This is a genomic window from Shewanella sp. M-Br, from assembly GCF_036245925.1.
Classification (GTDB): Bacteria; Pseudomonadota; Gammaproteobacteria; order Enterobacterales; family Shewanellaceae; genus Shewanella; species Shewanella oncorhynchi.
Map to the genome: position 1 here is coordinate 14,683 of NZ_BJBV01000014.1, position 15,967 is coordinate 30,649.

Here is a 15,967-nt window from a genome sequence, read left to right on the forward strand (position 1 = left end):
TACGAGTCCAAGCTCGGCTAATAATCAAAAAGGAATGAGATGATGAAAAAGACACTAATTAATCTATTGGTTTTGAGTTTATTAAGCGCACCTATAGCCAGTGTGTCGGCGCGGGTTTCACTGCAAAACCAAGTGATAGGACAAGACCTCACCCTAGAAAATGATGCCTATGCTAGCGGTATCGCGATGGATGACGAATACGCAAGCGAGGACGAACAACCGGAAGCCTTAATTGGCCTCGGTGGTGGAGCCTTCGTGGGGGCGTTAGTCGGTGGTCCAGTGGGGGCTATTATTGGTGCGTTCACTGGCACCTTAATTGGCAAATCAGTCAGCGATACAGACACACTGCACGTTCAGCAAAGACAGATCCATTTGCAAGAGTCCCAGTTATCCGAGTGGAGTGTAAAACAGCAAGCCGCCGAAAAACGGGCGAGCGAATATACCAAGGCGCAGCAAGAGCTTGATGAGTTGCTATCCGCGCAACGTCAATTGCTCAGTGAACTTGCCTTGGGGCTTAGCGTACAGTTTCGTACCGGTTCCTCTGAGGTTGAATCGCATTTTTTGCCTCAATTAGATGATGTGGCTGAGGTGATGAATTTATCACCAGAACTCAATCTTGAGCTGAAGGGCTATGCCGACCGCCGTGGTGATGAGAGTTACAACCAAGCCCTTTCTGAACAGCGTCTACTGGAGGTGCGTGGCTACCTGATTAAGCAAGGCGTCACTGCCGAGCGTATGACCACTCAAGCCTTTGGCGCTTTATCGCCTTTGCAAGCCGACCAAGACAGAGAATCGGATGTGTTCGACCGCCGCGTGACATTAACACTACAGCCTCATTTGGCCTTGACGGCCAGGCATGCTGCTGACTAGTGGTCAATTTAAGCAGTCCATTTTACGTCGTTCATATTAACGACAACTAACATCAGTTCATATTTGTTAATAGAGGAAGCCTTTGTGATGATCACAGGGAAAAGGGTAAAAGAAGTGAGTGAAGCGGTAGCGGTATTGCTGATCAGTGCCGCCGTGTGTTGGGGTTTGCCCTTTGTGGCATTGGCTTCGCCGAATAGTACCGGCACATTATCTGTGCCACAGAATATGGCTTCGGCATTGGTCGGGCAAAATAGTGCTCACAGAACGGCAGAGTCACACATCATTAATTACGATGATATCACGCAGGGGCTGTTGCTTTATCGCCAGCCGAGCGGTGCTTGGGTGCCATCTTTGCCGCTCGATACACAAGTGTCGATGCAAGTCTCTGGCTTAAGTAATCGCGTGAGCGTGAAACAGGTTTTTCGCAACAACACTGAATTTGTGTTGAATGGGCAATATTTGTTCCCGCTGCCCAATGAGGCTGCGGTGGATTCGTTGCGATTACATATAGGCCAGAGAGTGATCGAAGGGCAAATTCATCCTAAGGCCGATGCCAAGCAGATTTTTGAGCAAGCGAAAGCTGAAGGTAAACGTGCCAGCTTAGTGAGCCAAGAGCGGTCTAATATGTTCACGACCGAAGTCGCAAACCTAGCACCTCAAGAGGAGCTGATTGTAGAAATCAGCTATCAGGAGACCATTAAATATGAAGATGGTTTGTTTAGTTTACGTTTTCCGCTGGTGGTCGCGCCCCGTTATATTCCGGGATTAACATCGGATTCAAGTGTAAGCGATTCACATGATCCTATGGCACAGGTGCGCCAATCAAGCCGAGTGACAAGTTCGCAGGTGTTTGATGCTGACATTGTGGCACCAGTGCGGGACGGCGCCAGTGGACGCGATCCTGTGCTGAAGGCAGACATTCAAGTTTTACTCGCAAAGGGGGTTGATAAAGCGTCCATTGAGAGTCCTTACCATGACATCAAACTCAAGCAAGACAACAGCGGCGCGGTCGATGTATCGCTGGCGCAACGTGTGCCCGCTAATCGGGATTTTGTGCTGCAATGGCGAGTACAGCAGGGCACTAGCCCAATGGCTTGGGTGTTTAATCAGCAAGGTAAAACCCATAAGCTCGATGGCGAAAATCTGTCTCAGGATACACTTGAGACAAGTAAAACCAGCGGCGTAAATGATGATAATTACAGTCTCGTCATGGTGTTGCCTCCTAAGGTTGAAAAGAGTACTCAGCCGAGTTTGCCCCGTGAATTAATTTTAGTGATTGATACTTCGGGCTCTATGGCGGGGGATTCTATCGTTCAAGCTAAAAATGCACTGTTATACGCGTTAAAAGGACTGAAGCCGGAGGACAGTTTTAACATTATCGAATTTAACTCCAGTTTGTCTCAGTTCTCAACAGTGTCATTACCGGCGACATCGTCGAATTTGTCACGGGCACGTCAGTTTGTGAGCCGTTTACAGGCCGATGGTGGCACTGAAATGGCGTTAGCACTGGACGCTGCCTTGCCAAAATCTTTGGGCAGTGTATCGCTTGATGCAACGCAGCCTTTGCGCCAAGTGATCTTTATGACCGACGGCTCTGTGGGCAATGAACAAGCGTTATTTGATTTGATCCGTTATCAAATAGGTGAGAGTCGCCTATTTACTGTCGGCATAGGTTCGGCGCCTAATTCTCACTTTATGCAAAGGGCGGCTGAACTCGGTCGTGGCACTTTTACTTATATTGGCAAAGTGGATGAAGTCGATGAGAAGATCAGCGCCTTACTCAGCAAAATTCAATATCCGGTGTTAACCGATATTCAAGTGCGTTTTGATGATGGCAGTGTGCCCGATTACTGGCCATCACCGATTGCCGATCTTTACCGCGGTGAGCCAGTGCTCGTGAGTTTAAAGCGCAGCGCCCGTGAGCCACAGGAGTTAGTGATTTCAGGACGCCAAGGGCATCAAAACTGGCAACAGTCGCTCTCGCTGCAGGACAACTCCGCAGGATTGATGACCCATCAAGGTGCGGGTTTAGATTTGCTGTGGGCGCGTAAACAGATTGGTGCATTGGAGTTGAGTAAAAATGGCGCGAATGATGACAAGGTCAAACAGCAAGTGACGGCCTTATCAATGAATTATCACTTAGTCAGCGCCTATACCAGCTTAGTGGCGGTGGACTTAACCCCAATTGACTCAACTGCAATGAGCCGTGATGCCGTGGTTCGTCAACACTTGCCCTTAGGTTGGCAACCTTTTGGAGCCTTGCCGCAAACCGCGACGTCAAGCCGTTTGGATATGTTATTAGGTGCACTGACCTTGCTACTCGCCTTGGTTCTTACGGGATCGATTCTTCGACAAAGACGGGAAGAGAAGGCGGCCTTGGTGGCACTTACCAGTGAACGATGAGTTAAGCGCGATGAGCAAAAGCAGAACACAGCGATTTTTAGTGGTGGGATTATTTTTAATTGGCGCAACATTGTTAGGAAAGGGACTCTATATGCAAGCTAAAGCACACTTTGCCCAGTATTTGATTGAACAGGCGTGGACTAAAACCTTGGCTGATGGTCAATCCCATAAACCTTGGTCATGGGCGGATACCTATCCCGTGGCAAAGCTGTCTATTTATCGTGAGCAAGTGGCGGCGAACAACAATATTGAAGCAGAGCTTAATGACAGTTTATACGTTCTTGCGGGGGCTTCTGGGCGAAATTTGGCCTTTGGTCCGAGTCTGGTGTTGTCCAGTGCGCCAGCGGGGCAAAAAGGCAATACTGTGATTGCCGGCCATAGGGACACGCATTTTGCGATACTCAATGGCATGGCCGTGGGGCGTCGATTATCGTTACAAACGCTTAAAGGCAATCACATTATTTATGAAGTGGTGGCGACTCAGGTCGTACATGAAACAGAAACTCAATTTATGGCGCCATCCGATGATAATCGCTTAACGTTAATTACGTGTTATCCCTTCGATTCACTTCAAGGTGGTGCTGAACTGCGGTTTGTGGTGCAGGCGATACCCGTCGAAAATGAGTCGATGGAAACACACGGTACGAATGCATCCGTTTCAATAGGGAGTGGCGTGCAAGGGAATATTGGAACTGTTTCTCGCAGTTTCAAACATTAATCTGAAATCTAATTTAAATCATTCACTTAGCTTTCAAAAAATGCTCTTTTGTTAATCATCTTAGCCTGAAGCTGAATTATCGGCTTCAGGCTAAGTTATAACCATCAGTTACTGATAGGCAGCACACGATTTCGTCCTAAGCGTTTGGCTTCATAAAGTAATTTGTCTGCCGCTTCAATCAATTGCATGCCCGTTTGTTTTTCTTGCCATTGGGCAACCCCAAATGAGGCACTGATATTATTGATGCGCTCGTCTTTGCGTCTGTCTTTTAAACTGAGTTTTTCGAGTCCACGGCGCATAGCTTCGGCCAGTTGCCTTGCGATACGTAGCTGACTTTTAGGGACAATAATCGCAAATTCTTCACCACCAAAACGATACAGTTTCGTGCCATCGCGGCAGGATTCCTGTAGCCGTTTCGCCACGGCGCGTAACACTTGGTCGCCGAGCTGGTGGCCATAGGTGTCGTTAAACACTTTAAAATGGTCGATATCGGCCAAGATCACACAAGTGCCTAAGGGGGCTTGGGCTATCATTCCTGCAAAATCAGTGTCAAAGGCGCGGCGATTAAAGCAGCCCGTCAGTGCATCGTAGAGAACGTCTTTTTCTGTTTGTTCAAGTTTTTTCTTTAGTGCGTCTATTTCGGTTTGAGCCTTCTGCAACTGACCGGTAAAGAACTCTGTGCTCGAGCGAATATTGTCCGACTCTTTCACTAAGCTGCGGACCAGATCGAGTACTTGCTCAACACTAAAGCCCTCGTCTTCGATGCGGTTGAGCTTTTCAAAATTACTTTCGATACGTGACTGGAAGTCATTGGCATCTAGATTGGTATCTTTGAGTGATTGGGAAAGCTCAGTCACCATAGCATCCAGATTTTGGCGCATTTCTCTGACATCGAGTTCAACTGGGTCGGCAACATATTGGCGATACAAGAGTTCGCTACTGACTGGAGGGCAAGTGTTGTATTGGGCAATAACAGTATCGAGTTGTTGATTTAACTCGGGATTTTGTTCACCAACATAAGTGTACCAAAGCGCATAGTTGACGGGTGTGGTCGGAATTTTATGTTTGAGCATCAGAGGCACTGCTTTTTTGAGGTTCAGTGCAGCGGCTTGTAATAACTCTAGCGACATATTGTTACCTTACTCAATGAAAATACACGGATATTTTAAAATTTTCGCTATTTTTTATTCTGTTGCAGTCAGATTTAGGCCAACGACAAGAATATCGGTCAGATGGAGGCATGATTACCGTTTACTCTTGGATGCAGCGACTCCGTTTGCGCTAAGACTTCCATCATAAATTAAAGATGATATGGTAAAGTCTATCCTTAAAACCAAATAATGATAATAACTTGGGAGAAAGTTGTGAAAAATTTAATCATAACCACAAGTCTGTTGGCCACTATCTCATTACCAGCCTTTGCTGAAACGGCATTTGTGAAAAGTCTCGATCTCGTGCAATACCGAACCGATGTGAAAACCTTAGCTAGTGATGCTTTTGGGGGACGCGCGCCCTTGTCTGAAGGTGAGACGTTAACTTTAGACTATTTAGTGGCAGCATTTAAAGATATGGGTCTCAAACCCGGATTTGGCGATAGCTATTTACAGGCGGTTCCTTTGGCGCAAATTAGTGCCGATCAAAACATGCAGCTTGATATCGGCGGACTTAAATTTGCCAATGGCAGTGAATTTACCGCGAGAACCCAAAGAATCGCCGACACCGTGAGCCTGAATAAAAGCGATGTGGTATTTGTTGGCTATGGTATCAATGCACCCGAATATGGCTGGAATGATTATCAAGGGTTAGATGTAAAAGGCAAAACGGTCATCGTTCTCGTGAATGACCCCGGCTTTGCGACCCAAGATCCAACAATATTTAAAGGCAATGCTATGACCTATTATGGTCGCTGGACTTATAAATATGAGGAAGCGGCGCGTCAAGGCGCTGAGGCCGTGTTTATTGTCCATGAAACAGCGCCAGCCGCCTATGGCTGGGGAGTGGTGCAAAACTCCAACACGGGCACTAAGTTTACTCTGGTCGATGCCAATAATAACCAAGGTCAAGTGGGCGTGATGGGCTGGGTTCAGCACGAAACCGCACAAAAAATCTTTGCCAAAGCGGGATTGGATTTTGATACCTTAAAACGGCAAGCAGCTAAGCCAAACTTTAAGGCTATCCCACTTAAGCTGAGCGCGCAGCTCACGTTAAACAATAAAATTGAGCGCGCCGAGTCCCATAACGTCGCGGCCTTACTGCCCGGTAAAACGCGCCCCGACGAAGTGGTGATGATGCATGCCCATTGGGATCACCTTGGCACTGTGATTGAAGACGGTAAGTCAGAGATTTTAAACGGTGCGGTCGATAATGCCAGCGGTGTGGCGGGGGTTTTAGCCTTGGCGCGTTACTTCAAACAGCAAGCCAAGACGGCGCCACTGGATCGCTCGGTGCTCTTCAGTGCCTTTACGGCGGAAGAAACCGGTCTGATTGGAGCGCAGCATTTTGCTCAGCATCCGAGTGTGCCAACGAAAAACATCGTCGCCTTTTTAAATATCGATGGCATGAATGTAAATAAAGGAGTGGATTACATTTTGCGCTATGGGGAAGGGGTATCTGAGTTGGAGCAATACTTAGATAAAGCCGCCAAAGCCCAAGACCGTTCGGTTAAAGCGGATCCAAGACCACAGAATGGATTGATGTTTAGATCAGACCATTTTGCGCTAGCCCAGCAAGGTGTACCAGGATTGTTATTTATGAGTCTTGGGGATACAGATCCTGACTATATTGCGCATAAATATCACCAAGGAGCCGATGATTATGATCCAAATTGGACGTTGGAGGGCGTGAGTCAAGACCTAGACTTGATCGCCAGTATGATAACCACCTTAGCGAATGGTTCAGATTGGCCCCATTGGCTTGAATCATCAGACTTTAAAGCCAAACGTGAGCAGGATGGCCGTAAATAGGTTTAATGGGTTGAATTATGAGGGCGTCCAGTAGGCGCCCTTATTTTTTAGCACTAATTTTGGGCCAGGGGTCGGGCAACTGTTTGAGCTAGAAGGGGTGTTTAATACAATATGGGAAGAGATTTTTATTGAATTAAAAGGAATAGCTGATAGAAAGCATAGGGCCAATAAAATTGTAATAGATGTTGTAATCGGCGATTTGAGTATCTTTATTCGGCGAATTTTGGGCGATATCAACGTCAACTTTATAGTAGTTATAGGCCACGCTCATACGCCAGTTTGGGGTGATTTGTGCATTAACCCCCACTTTAATATCAACCAGTTCGCCTTTGACATCATTGAGTTTGATATAGAAATACTGTGCATGGCTGGTGATTTGCCAACCGGGAACAAATTCATACTGACCATATATGCCAATATCGGGCAGTGGTGCAGTGACATTTTCGTCAACAATGCGCGGAATTGCTTGGCTACCGCAGACATTATTGAGTAATTCCGATGAAGCGCAAACACCAATCACCCCTTCAAAACCTGTCTTGATAAACATAGTATGTAAACCAAGTGATAGACCGACATCATAGTTACTGCCTTGAAATACATCATAGCCATAGCCGAAGCGCAGTACATCAATGTTTAAGGTTGAATTTAGATTACCGCCTGCTTTGATATCGTAAATGGTGTCGTTAATCTCGAGCAGGAAGGGTTTGGTTAAGGCTTGGGTTTCGGCGTTACGATGAAGCTGTTTCCAGTCTAGGTAGATATTGTGCCGTTCGTTAAAGTGATAATTTAACTCGATAAAGGGTAAAAATTCGTTTTCTGCAAGTTGTAGATCGGACTCATAATCTAAAGTGAAATTATTACCCGAAATAGGGTTAGTGACTTCCATATTGGTGTCTGATTGCGAATAAAAGCCGCCCAACTGAATAGTAAAATCATCGGCTTGCACTTGAGTGCTGAGCAGTGACGCTATGATTAGGGGTAATAGGCGTATCGACATGTTAAGGAGTGACTCCAGCATTATTCTTATTATGTTTAGCGATAAGGTCAGAATTTAGTGCCATAAAAAAACAACATTTGGAGTTTAACAGTAAATTTTTTAATGTGAACAAAATGTTTTAAAAAATGCAAAAAATTGTGATTCAAAACAAAAGTAGGGCTGGTTCTCGTGAGGTTGAATGAAATTTGAGTGAGCGATCACATCAATTGTGGATTGAAAGACTCAGGGCAAGTGTTTCCTGCCTGAACGGCTTTAGGGTTGTTGTGTTGGATGGGGCGAGATACAAATGGATATAGACACAAACATGGCGGAGAATCATCGATATTGAGAATATCTAGCGGTACGATCCCGCTAGATATTGATATGTCCTAGTGCTTCTATTTCGTCTCGATAGAGGACGCAGACGATAGAAGTGACGGGGTAGAAGTCTCAGCCTCTACGCTATCAGCTACGATTTTTGGGCTACTTGGTTCATCTTTATTAAACATGCCTAAACGGATGCGAATAAAATGCAAAATTTGCGCGGCAATATCCACATTCAAACAGGACTCTAAGCCCTCAAACCCAGGAGATGAGTTAGCCTCACAAATTTTGTAATGGCCGTTATCAAACAATAAATCGATACCTGCAACATCAAGATCGAGAATATTGGCTGTTTGGGTGGCAAGCCATTCAATTTCAGGAGTGATCTGAAATGGACGCGCTGAACCACCGGCACTGACATTGGCTTTGAAGCTGTCTTCTTGACCACGCCTTTCATAGCAACCCGCCACACGACCACCAATAGTGAATACGCGTAGATCACGCCCATGACTGTTAGCGATAAACTCTTGCAGAATGATGTTAGCGTTTTTATTGGTCGCTTCAATCAACTGCATTAAATCGTCAAATTCACGCGCCTTATGGGATAAAAACACACCACTGCCCTGTGAGCCTGAAAGTGTTTTTATCACCACAGGAAAACCGAGATGGCGTTCTACGAGGGCGATATCGACGGGGAATTTAACTAACATGGTTTTAGGCGTAGGCAGATTCTTCTCGGCCAACAATTGTTGGGAGAATAACTTGTCTTTAACGATTTCAATAGCTTTAGATGGATTGAGGCAATATACCCCTAATCTTTCTAAGTGACGAATAATGGCTAAAGCAAAGTAGGTCGTGCCTGAGCCCATTCGCGGAATGATAAAATCGGGCAGCTCGACGGCTTGCCCATTCAATAAAATACTCTTGTTATCTTCTCTGGTGACAGTCAGATCAAATTCATCAGGTGCGTAAACTTCCAACTCTATGTTATCGGCTTTTGCTGCCGCCAGTAGACGCTCAATTTCATACCATTCAGGTTTTAGCTGAGTCGCGGTTTCTTTATATAAAATCCAACCACGCATTTAGTAGCAAACCTTAATCTTCATTCTTTATCCTCGGGTTCAGGTTCATCCTGAACATCATCTTCAATATCAAATACAGCCTCAGCCTCTATTTCTATCTCGGGCTTGGTTGCAGGCAAATGCACTGTACCAACCACGGCATAAAAGGGTTTCCCCATGGCGAGCCTGCGATACTTTACCCAGATCTGCTCTAACAAGCTACTGGGGGCGATATTTCCTTTGGCGACTTCCACAAATTGGGCTTCATCAGAGGTGCAAGGCAGCGTTTTTCCTTCCGCTAAATTCTTCATCGCATGACCATGCAATTCAAGGAGTTCAGCTTCTTTATTGGTAAAATCGCCGCTTCGTTTAAAGCCTTTGGGGAAATTAGCGTCGTCGTAGAAACGTTTTTGAGAGACAAAACTGGCAGCAACTGAGCCGTTAAACGTCTCAGAACCCTTGTTAGCGTTAAAAAAAGACTGTTCAGACATGGCAGATACCCTCTAGTTTTTGATATACAAAGATTTGCAACTGGAGTATTGGCTAGTATTATTGATTTATAAATCAAAAAAATTTGCCTATGTTGGTCAAGAATTTTTATGGATACCGATTTACTAAAAACCTTTCTCGAAGTCTCCCGTACTCGCCATTTTGGTAAAGCGGCTGAGAATCTTTATCTCACCCGAAGTGCTGTGAGCTTTAGGGTGAAACAGCTTGAGAGCATTTTGGGTGTCGCCTTATTTGAACGGCAACGTAATAATATTCAGCCCACGCCAGCAGGCGAACGTATGCTTGGTCATGCCGAAGCGGTGTTAACAGCATGGGAGCGGGCTAAGCAAGATGTTTCCCTCAGCCAGTTACAGACAACGCAGCTTGCCATTGGTGCAGGGCCGAATATTTGGGACGCTTACTTGCAAGGTTATTTACAGGGACTGCATGTCGGTTTACCTGGCGTGGCGTTGCGCACCGAAGTGCTACCCGCGAATGCAATGACGCGTCAGCTAATGGACCGCACCTTAGATATTGCGATTTCATTCGATCCGCCAAAGCTTGATCAATTTGAGATAGTGCAACTGGGGCAAATTAATTTGTTGTTGGTGTCGAGCTTAAAAGGTCAAACGGTAAAAGCGGTTGTGCCGGGGCAATATGTAAAAGTCGATTGGGGTACGGCGTTCAATATTGTTCACGCGCAGGAATATGCCTCGCTGCCAGTGCCAACGCTGCACACAAGTTCAGCGCGTATTGCGTTAGATTTCATCTTGAATAATGGCGGCTGCGCATTTTTACCTGAGCATCTAGTGCAACATGCATTGCGCGGCGGCGAATTGCATCTCGTCAGCGGCGCGAATGCCATTTCACGAAATGTGTATCTTGCGTATTGGGCTGAGAATGACCGCTTAGCCCAGATCAAACAAGCCATCGACTTTTTAAGGGACGATGGCTCAATGGTTGCTCATGCGACGGTTTAGAAACTAAGAATTAAAGCACTAGCGGCGTTAATACAACCAGCCAAGTTAATCCACAAAGCGCAAGACTCATAAAGACGGCAGCCGAGGCAATGTCCTTGGCTTGGCCACTTAACGGGTGTATTTCACTGCCGACACGGTCAACCACAGCTTCAATCGCCGAGTTTAATAGCTCAACAATCAACACGATAAACAACGTGAAAATCAGCATAAGGCGTTCAATAGTGCTGATATCAACCCATAAGGCTACGGGTAACATGACTATCGTTAAGATTAATTCCTGTCTGAAGGCGGCTTCGTGGATCCAAGCGGCCTTTAGGCCCTTCATCGAAAATCCCGTCGCTCTGAATATGCGCTTAATACCGTGATTATTGGCTGGTTTCATAGTGTTTCCAATTGACGTTAGCGACAAAGCGCTGAGGTTCTGCTCATTCAAAACAGGGGGAATAAATCCTACTGTTGTCTTTGTTAACATTTGACTGAGTCATAAATTTGGCCGCAGTATAGCCTGAGATGAAAAGTGCATAAACAATTAACTGAGCAAATTTGATCATCAACATTCGTTGTTAACTTAGGGAGTTAGTGACTTTTTCGGTTATTTTAGTGCAACTTTAGCCGTGCGGCCTAAGCTTGATGAAGGATATATTGCAGCGTGGGCAAGGGAATGACTCATACTAACCCGTTACGAAATTTAACATTTAATCAGTTCATCCGTTTTAGTGTTTTTAAGCTCAGCTTGCTCATACTTTGCGGTTTAACTCTTTCGGTTAACGCACAAACCTCACCACCTGCTATACAACTTGCTACCGAGTTTGATGCGACTCGAACTTCGCAAGATATTAATATTCAAAATTTTTTGATTAGTGAGAAACTCGACGGGGTTCGAGGTTACTGGAATGGCAAGGAATTATTCACTCGGCAGGGAAATTCCATCGCCACACCCATTTGGTTTACTGCGAATTTTCCGAATTATCCCCTCGATGGTGAATTATGGCTTGGGCGAGGTCAGTTTGAAGCGGTGTCGAGTTTAGTTCGACAAACCTCAGCTAAGGATGATGATTGGCGCAAAGTGCGATTTATGGTGTTCGATGTCCCCAAGGCGAGTGGCGACTTTCAGCATCGCTATCAATTTGCGCTGACTGAACTGAGTGGCAAATCGAATTATCTTGAAGTCATAGTGCAGTTCCAAGTAGAAAGCCTTGAAGCCCTGTATCAAAAACTCGATGCCTTAGTTGCAAAAGGCGCCGAAGGCTTGATGCTGCATCGCAGTTCTGCGACTTATATTAGTGGCCGCAATCCTCATCTGATGAAGTTAAAACCTTATTATGATGCTGAAGCTACTGTTATCGCTTATATCCCAGGTAAAGGTCAATTTGCAGGGCAGATGGGCGCATTAAAAGTGCAAACGCCAGATGGCCGAATTTTTAGTATTGGCACAGGTTTTAGTCTCGCAGAGCGCCAACATCCCCCCGCCGTGGGCACTATCATTACCTATAAATATCTTGGTCTTACCGTTAACGGTTTACCGCGGTTTGCCAGTTTTTTACGGGTAAGAACCGATGTTGAAACTGAGTAGCCGTACCTAGTAAATCAAATTGCGCATTAGTCTTTACGCTGAGTAATGCGCAATTGATATTTTGATAGTGTTATTCGTAATAGGCGACTGTCGATAATAGTTGTTCACTGAAATTAAAAATATCATCTACAGAGTTAATAGGATGACGAGTTTCATTTTTATTTTCATCCACTAATCCTAGATACTTTTGTTTAGCATTGAAGTGTAAGCGGCATAAGGGTTTTCGGTTATTATCATCCAATAGTATGCCAAAGTAACTTTGGGTATCCCTTGCGATGATTCGATTAACTTCTATTTTTTTCCTCAATATAGCTTTTATCACATTGAAACCGTCAATTTCTTCTTCAGTAGTAACTACTTTAATTTTTTCATCATTGGATGGGATTGGGGTATCGATTAAATTTTTGTTTTCATCAGTTGGTTTATCATTGCCAATAGCGGATTTTAAACGTTCATTAATGCTGTCGTTGAGAAATTGTCTTAGTGCTTTATGAGTAATTTCAGCAAATTGATGTTTTACTTTAGGTGTAAGAACCCCATCATAAGCCCTTGAGGCAAAAAAGCGAATAAACTCTTCTTCAGGTTCTTTAAATTGCTCACTAATAATACGTTTTATCTGACTCAAGTATTTTAGTTCTCCTGCCGCGCTGACTATTGAGTTAACGTCGAACGAGTTTTTAGTCAGCTTTTTAACTTCAGGAATTAAGTGTTCATCAATATTTTCAAGATCTAAGATCAGAAATGGTTTTTCATCCATTTTGTTAGGAGCATCAAGATCGGTATAAAATTGATATTCAGTACCGTTTGTAAGAATAGCTAAGCGTGCGTTTGTGACAGAAAAATAACGAAATAGTTGTGACGCATGCTTTATGGACAGCTTTTCATTGTACTTTTTGCATTCAATAAGGATTTGCACTTCACCTTCTTTAATTAATGCGTAGTCAACTTTCTCACCTTTTTTACCTATAGTATCTGCCGTAAATTCTGGGACAACTTCGCTAGGATTAAAAACATCATATCCTAGAACTGTATGCAAAAATGGCATGACTAAGGCATTCTTAGTCGCTTCCTCAGTTTGAAGGCTATTAGCAATTTGAGGGATGCGTTTTGATAGAACATCGATTCGTTCAATAAAATCCATTTTACTTTTCCTCTTCTTGTACTTTGTGGTGTATTTTTTATTTGAGCGAGTATGCGGTGAACATTCAGTTTTATTTTAAACCGTACTCTGACATATAAACCTAGTCGATAAAAAATCCTTAGCAAGGAGGCTAATTTGTTTCTGCGCTGTTTATCGTATATTTTACGGGTTAGGTTAAATTTTGTGCGTGCTTGGTATGTATATGGCTCAAGGGGAATATTTTAGCTGAGGTGACACCCTTAACTTTCGGATCGTAGCGCGCATTTTATTTTTGATAATGGTTTGGCGTAAGAATATTTTGTGTTTCTAGGTTTAATATTTTGTGTTTCTAGGTTTAATATGTTGTATTTATAGGTAAATAATTAATGTATTAAGCTGCTTATCATATTAAGTTTACATCTAGGTTTAAGCACATTAGATAAATTATTGATAATACTAAGCTATGAGGTATTCATGTTAAAAAATCAAAGTGTACGGCGAATATTGATGGTTTGTATGGGTAATATTTGTCGCTCACCGACGGCAGAGGCGGTTTGTCGTTTTAAGATTACTGAGCGCAGGCTTAATATTGAGGTGGATTCGGCGGGTACTATTGGTTATCACCAAGGGGATAAGCCTGATAGCCGCGCTATTGAGGCTGGTAAAAAGCGGGGTTTTAGTTTCGAGGGCATGCGGGCGCGGCAGGTGGTGAATGCTGATTTTGAGCATTTTGATTTAATTCTAGCTGCGGATAATGCCAATTTGGCGGATCTGCTTAGCCGTTGTCCGGTTGAGTATCAACACAAGTTACAGTTAATGTTGTCCTATGCTGATACGCAAATAACGGAAGTACCAGATCCTTACTATGGCGGCGCACAGGGTTTTGAACTAGTGCTCGATCTCCTCGAGCAGAGTATGGAAGCTTTATTAGATCAATTGACCGAAAAGTTCCGTTGAGATGCGTATTTCCATTTACGGTTTGGGTTTTATGATAAGTTCGGGTAAATCCCCTTATGCGAGATGACGATGAAAGTAATGGATTCTGAAAACCGAGTATGGTTCCTTTTGGAGCATGAAGGTCGCTTGTACTTGAATGCAAATTGCAACATGAGTGCATTTGGCTATAGCTATATGATCCAGCTCAATGGTCAGGAACTGCAAAATTATGAAGGTGGTGGCCGCGAGTATCTAAATAATCTTGCTCACGATATTCATTATTCTGTTCCAATCGCAAAAGACACAACGTCAATTTACAAAGGTCGTGAAGTTTCAAAACAGCTAGCTGGTTTAGCAACAGAAGCGATTAAAGCGTGGCGTGCTTAAAATCGGTTAACTCTAAAATGCCCCAAAGCTTGTTTTAAAGTTTAAAATGCAAGTAGGGCGAATAAAGTTGTGGCTATAAAAAAGCTAATGTGATGAGGTTACTTTCAACCTAGAAGTCATGCCAGTCCGAACTTTCAATAAAGCCACAGTAAAGTACACATCATCATAAAGTCATTAATAGATATCAGTATAGTTTGACTACAAACATCAATGGTTGTGGGCTGCTTGCCTTACAAGGTTAAGTTGGTAAGATGTTGTTCATAAAGAAAATCAAATCGTTGTACATCTAAGGACATATATGGAAATTTCATTACTTGCCGATAATCCCTCTGCGATAGACACGGTAGCTAGTTGGTATTTCAACGAATGGTGCCAAGACAATGGTAGTTATACCAAGGAGGAAGTCGTTGAAAAAGTCTCTGCATCAATAAATCGAGATACCGCGCCTATTCTGATCATTGGAAAAGTAAATGGTGTTCTTGCTGGCTCAGCAGAGCTAAAAATTCGAGAAATGGACATTTACCCAGAATTTGAATTTTGGCTTGGTGGTGTTTACGTCACTCAGCAGGCTAGGGGACAGGGTGTCGCCTCAAAACTTGTGAAAGAGATAATATCGCTAGCACATAAAATAGGCGTGAAAAAATTATATCTTCAAACAGAAGATTTAACTGGAGGTTTGTACTTACATCATGGGTTTAAGCCTATAGAACAAGTGAATTATAAAGGTATAAATGTATTGGTTATGGGCACAAACATCGGTGAATAACAAGTTTGTGAAGGTATGCTGCGGCTCAATTGTGGGAAGCAAGTGGAACGATATGATCATATTTCACAGGGCTACCTAAGTAGGTCAAAGCATCCCCAAATGGCATCATTTTTAATCTTAGAGTTTTCGTCAGTACAAGAAAATAGATTTCCTGTTTCAACAGTAAGAACAAGTTGTGTTCTGTTTCAGTCAAAGTGTTTATAAAGTCATTAGCAAGGCCATATAATCAGATGCTGAGTGACTCTTTACAGAATCTAATGATGAAAATGAGTCGAAATCTTCCAAACTTTGACAGTTATTGTTGAATCAATGGCTACCAAATAAGAATTAGGCCACGAGTAGTTGCGACCGATTTTACGATCGCTTAGTCAGTGTTGGAGCTCTGCCCACGCTTGGCCCTC

The 15,967-nt window shown here is 43.8% G+C and carries 15 protein-coding genes; 9 read left to right on the forward strand and 6 right to left on the reverse strand.

Features of this window, described 5'->3' with window-relative positions; translation table 11 throughout:
• The first annotated feature begins 39 nt into the window (after positions 1-39).
• The 3 genes from pdsO to AAA952_RS12940 all read left to right on the forward strand — a co-directional run bounded on the left by pdsO (position 40) and on the right by AAA952_RS12940 (position 3,991).
• Positions 40-870: a sortase-associated OmpA-like protein PdsO gene (pdsO, locus tag AAA952_RS12930; RefSeq protein WP_338257560.1), complete on the forward strand. Its 831-nt coding sequence runs from the start codon at positions 40-42 to the stop codon at positions 868-870.
• 87 nt (positions 871-957) lie between these two features.
• A complete protein-coding gene (locus AAA952_RS12935; protein WP_338257562.1) occupies positions 958-3,273 on the forward strand; it encodes a marine proteobacterial sortase target protein in 2,316 nt (771 codons plus the stop codon).
• A 10-nt stretch (positions 3,274-3,283) separates the two neighbouring features.
• On the forward strand, positions 3,284-3,991 hold the full coding sequence (locus AAA952_RS12940) for a class GN sortase (RefSeq protein WP_338257564.1): 708 nt from the start codon (positions 3,284-3,286) through the stop codon (positions 3,989-3,991).
• 104 nt (positions 3,992-4,095) lie between these two features.
• On the opposite strand, the gene AAA952_RS12945 is transcribed toward AAA952_RS12940, so the two are convergent.
• A complete protein-coding gene (locus AAA952_RS12945) occupies positions 4,096-5,121 on the reverse strand; it encodes a GGDEF domain-containing protein (protein WP_338257566.1) in 1,026 nt (341 codons plus the stop codon).
• A 210-nt stretch (positions 5,122-5,331) separates the two neighbouring features.
• Between AAA952_RS12945 and AAA952_RS12950 the strand changes: the two genes are divergently transcribed.
• Positions 5,332-6,954 (forward strand): M28 family metallopeptidase, encoded by a 1,623-nt coding sequence (locus AAA952_RS12950; RefSeq protein WP_338257568.1) that lies wholly within the window; start codon positions 5,332-5,334, stop codon positions 6,952-6,954.
• A 133-nt stretch (positions 6,955-7,087) separates the two neighbouring features.
• On the opposite strand, the gene AAA952_RS12955 is transcribed toward AAA952_RS12950, so the two are convergent.
• From AAA952_RS12955 to AAA952_RS12965, 3 genes are all read right to left on the reverse strand, one after another.
• A complete protein-coding gene (locus AAA952_RS12955) occupies positions 7,088-7,951 on the reverse strand; it encodes a hypothetical protein (RefSeq protein WP_338257570.1) in 864 nt (287 codons plus the stop codon).
• Positions 7,952-8,328: 377 nt separating this feature from the next.
• Positions 8,329-9,336, reverse strand: coding sequence for an ATP-grasp domain-containing protein (locus AAA952_RS12960; RefSeq protein ID WP_105252744.1), 1,008 nt, complete (start codon positions 9,334-9,336; stop codon positions 8,329-8,331).
• A gap of 20 nt (positions 9,337-9,356) precedes the next feature.
• The gene (locus AAA952_RS12965) at positions 9,357-9,806 is read right to left on the reverse strand and encodes a DUF413 domain-containing protein (protein WP_028760261.1); all 450 of its coding nucleotides are present in this window, start codon (positions 9,804-9,806) and stop codon (positions 9,357-9,359) included.
• A gap of 108 nt (positions 9,807-9,914) precedes the next feature.
• On the opposite strand from AAA952_RS12965, the gene hdfR reads away from it, so the two are divergent.
• The gene (hdfR, locus tag AAA952_RS12970; RefSeq protein ID WP_263197023.1) at positions 9,915-10,784 is read left to right on the forward strand and encodes an HTH-type transcriptional regulator HdfR; all 870 of its coding nucleotides are present in this window, start codon (positions 9,915-9,917) and stop codon (positions 10,782-10,784) included.
• A 10-nt stretch (positions 10,785-10,794) separates the two neighbouring features.
• Here the strand turns inward: hdfR and AAA952_RS12975 are convergent, their stop codons facing one another.
• Positions 10,795-11,166 carry a diacylglycerol kinase gene (locus tag AAA952_RS12975; protein WP_028760259.1) on the reverse strand — a complete coding sequence of 124 codons (372 nt, stop codon included), beginning with the start codon at positions 11,164-11,166 and terminating at the stop codon, positions 10,795-10,797.
• 279 nt (positions 11,167-11,445) lie between these two features.
• Here AAA952_RS12975 and AAA952_RS12980 point away from each other — a divergent pair, with 279 nt between their 5' ends.
• On the forward strand, positions 11,446-12,357 hold the full coding sequence (locus AAA952_RS12980; protein ID WP_338257575.1) for a DNA ligase: 912 nt from the start codon (positions 11,446-11,448) through the stop codon (positions 12,355-12,357).
• A 70-nt stretch (positions 12,358-12,427) separates the two neighbouring features.
• Here AAA952_RS12980 and AAA952_RS12985 read toward each other — a convergent pair whose 3' ends face one another.
• On the reverse strand, positions 12,428-13,498 hold the full coding sequence (locus AAA952_RS12985) for a type I restriction endonuclease (protein WP_338257577.1): 1,071 nt from the start codon (positions 13,496-13,498) through the stop codon (positions 12,428-12,430).
• A 453-nt stretch (positions 13,499-13,951) separates the two neighbouring features.
• On the opposite strand from AAA952_RS12985, the gene AAA952_RS12990 reads away from it, so the two are divergent.
• The 3 genes from AAA952_RS12990 (at position 13,952) to AAA952_RS13000 (ending at position 15,566) form a co-directional block, all read left to right on the forward strand.
• Positions 13,952-14,434: a low molecular weight protein-tyrosine-phosphatase gene (locus AAA952_RS12990; RefSeq protein WP_263205453.1), complete on the forward strand. Its 483-nt coding sequence runs from the start codon at positions 13,952-13,954 to the stop codon at positions 14,432-14,434.
• Between the two features lie 69 nt (positions 14,435-14,503).
• Positions 14,504-14,800, forward strand: coding sequence for a hypothetical protein (locus tag AAA952_RS12995; RefSeq protein WP_028760210.1), 297 nt, complete (start codon positions 14,504-14,506; stop codon positions 14,798-14,800).
• Between the two features lie 298 nt (positions 14,801-15,098).
• Positions 15,099-15,566 carry a GNAT family N-acetyltransferase gene (locus AAA952_RS13000; protein ID WP_028760209.1) on the forward strand — a complete coding sequence of 156 codons (468 nt, stop codon included), beginning with the start codon at positions 15,099-15,101 and terminating at the stop codon, positions 15,564-15,566.
• Positions 15,567-15,967 lie beyond the last annotated feature (401 nt).

What these genes read in the sequence shown, in the direction of transcription:
- pdsO (WP_338257560.1), top strand. Translation starts at nt 40, where the DNA reads ATGATGAAAAAGACACTAATTAATCTATTGGTTTTGAGTTTATTAAGC.
- AAA952_RS12935 (WP_338257562.1), top strand. Translation starts at nt 958, where the DNA reads ATGATCACAGGGAAAAGGGTAAAAGAAGTGAGTGAAGCGGTAGCGGTA.
- AAA952_RS12940 (WP_338257564.1), top strand. Translation starts at nt 3,284, where the DNA reads ATGAGCAAAAGCAGAACACAGCGATTTTTAGTGGTGGGATTATTTTTA.
- AAA952_RS12945 (WP_338257566.1), bottom strand. Translation starts at nt 5,121, where the DNA reads ATGTCGCTAGAGTTATTACAAGCCGCTGCACTGAACCTCAAAAAAGCA.
- AAA952_RS12950 (WP_338257568.1), top strand. Translation starts at nt 5,332, where the DNA reads ATGATAATAACTTGGGAGAAAGTTGTGAAAAATTTAATCATAACCACA.
- AAA952_RS12955 (WP_338257570.1), bottom strand. Translation starts at nt 7,951, where the DNA reads ATGTCGATACGCCTATTACCCCTAATCATAGCGTCACTGCTCAGCACT.
- AAA952_RS12960 (WP_105252744.1), bottom strand. Translation starts at nt 9,336, where the DNA reads ATGCGTGGTTGGATTTTATATAAAGAAACCGCGACTCAGCTAAAACCT.
- AAA952_RS12965 (WP_028760261.1), bottom strand. Translation starts at nt 9,806, where the DNA reads ATGTCTGAACAGTCTTTTTTTAACGCTAACAAGGGTTCTGAGACGTTT.
- hdfR (WP_263197023.1), top strand. Translation starts at nt 9,915, where the DNA reads ATGGATACCGATTTACTAAAAACCTTTCTCGAAGTCTCCCGTACTCGC.
- AAA952_RS12975 (WP_028760259.1), bottom strand. Translation starts at nt 11,166, where the DNA reads ATGAAACCAGCCAATAATCACGGTATTAAGCGCATATTCAGAGCGACG.
- AAA952_RS12980 (WP_338257575.1), top strand. Translation starts at nt 11,446, where the DNA reads ATGACTCATACTAACCCGTTACGAAATTTAACATTTAATCAGTTCATC.
- AAA952_RS12985 (WP_338257577.1), bottom strand. Translation starts at nt 13,498, where the DNA reads ATGGATTTTATTGAACGAATCGATGTTCTATCAAAACGCATCCCTCAA.
- AAA952_RS12990 (WP_263205453.1), top strand. Translation starts at nt 13,952, where the DNA reads ATGTTAAAAAATCAAAGTGTACGGCGAATATTGATGGTTTGTATGGGT.
- AAA952_RS12995 (WP_028760210.1), top strand. Translation starts at nt 14,504, where the DNA reads ATGAAAGTAATGGATTCTGAAAACCGAGTATGGTTCCTTTTGGAGCAT.
- AAA952_RS13000 (WP_028760209.1), top strand. Translation starts at nt 15,099, where the DNA reads ATGGAAATTTCATTACTTGCCGATAATCCCTCTGCGATAGACACGGTA.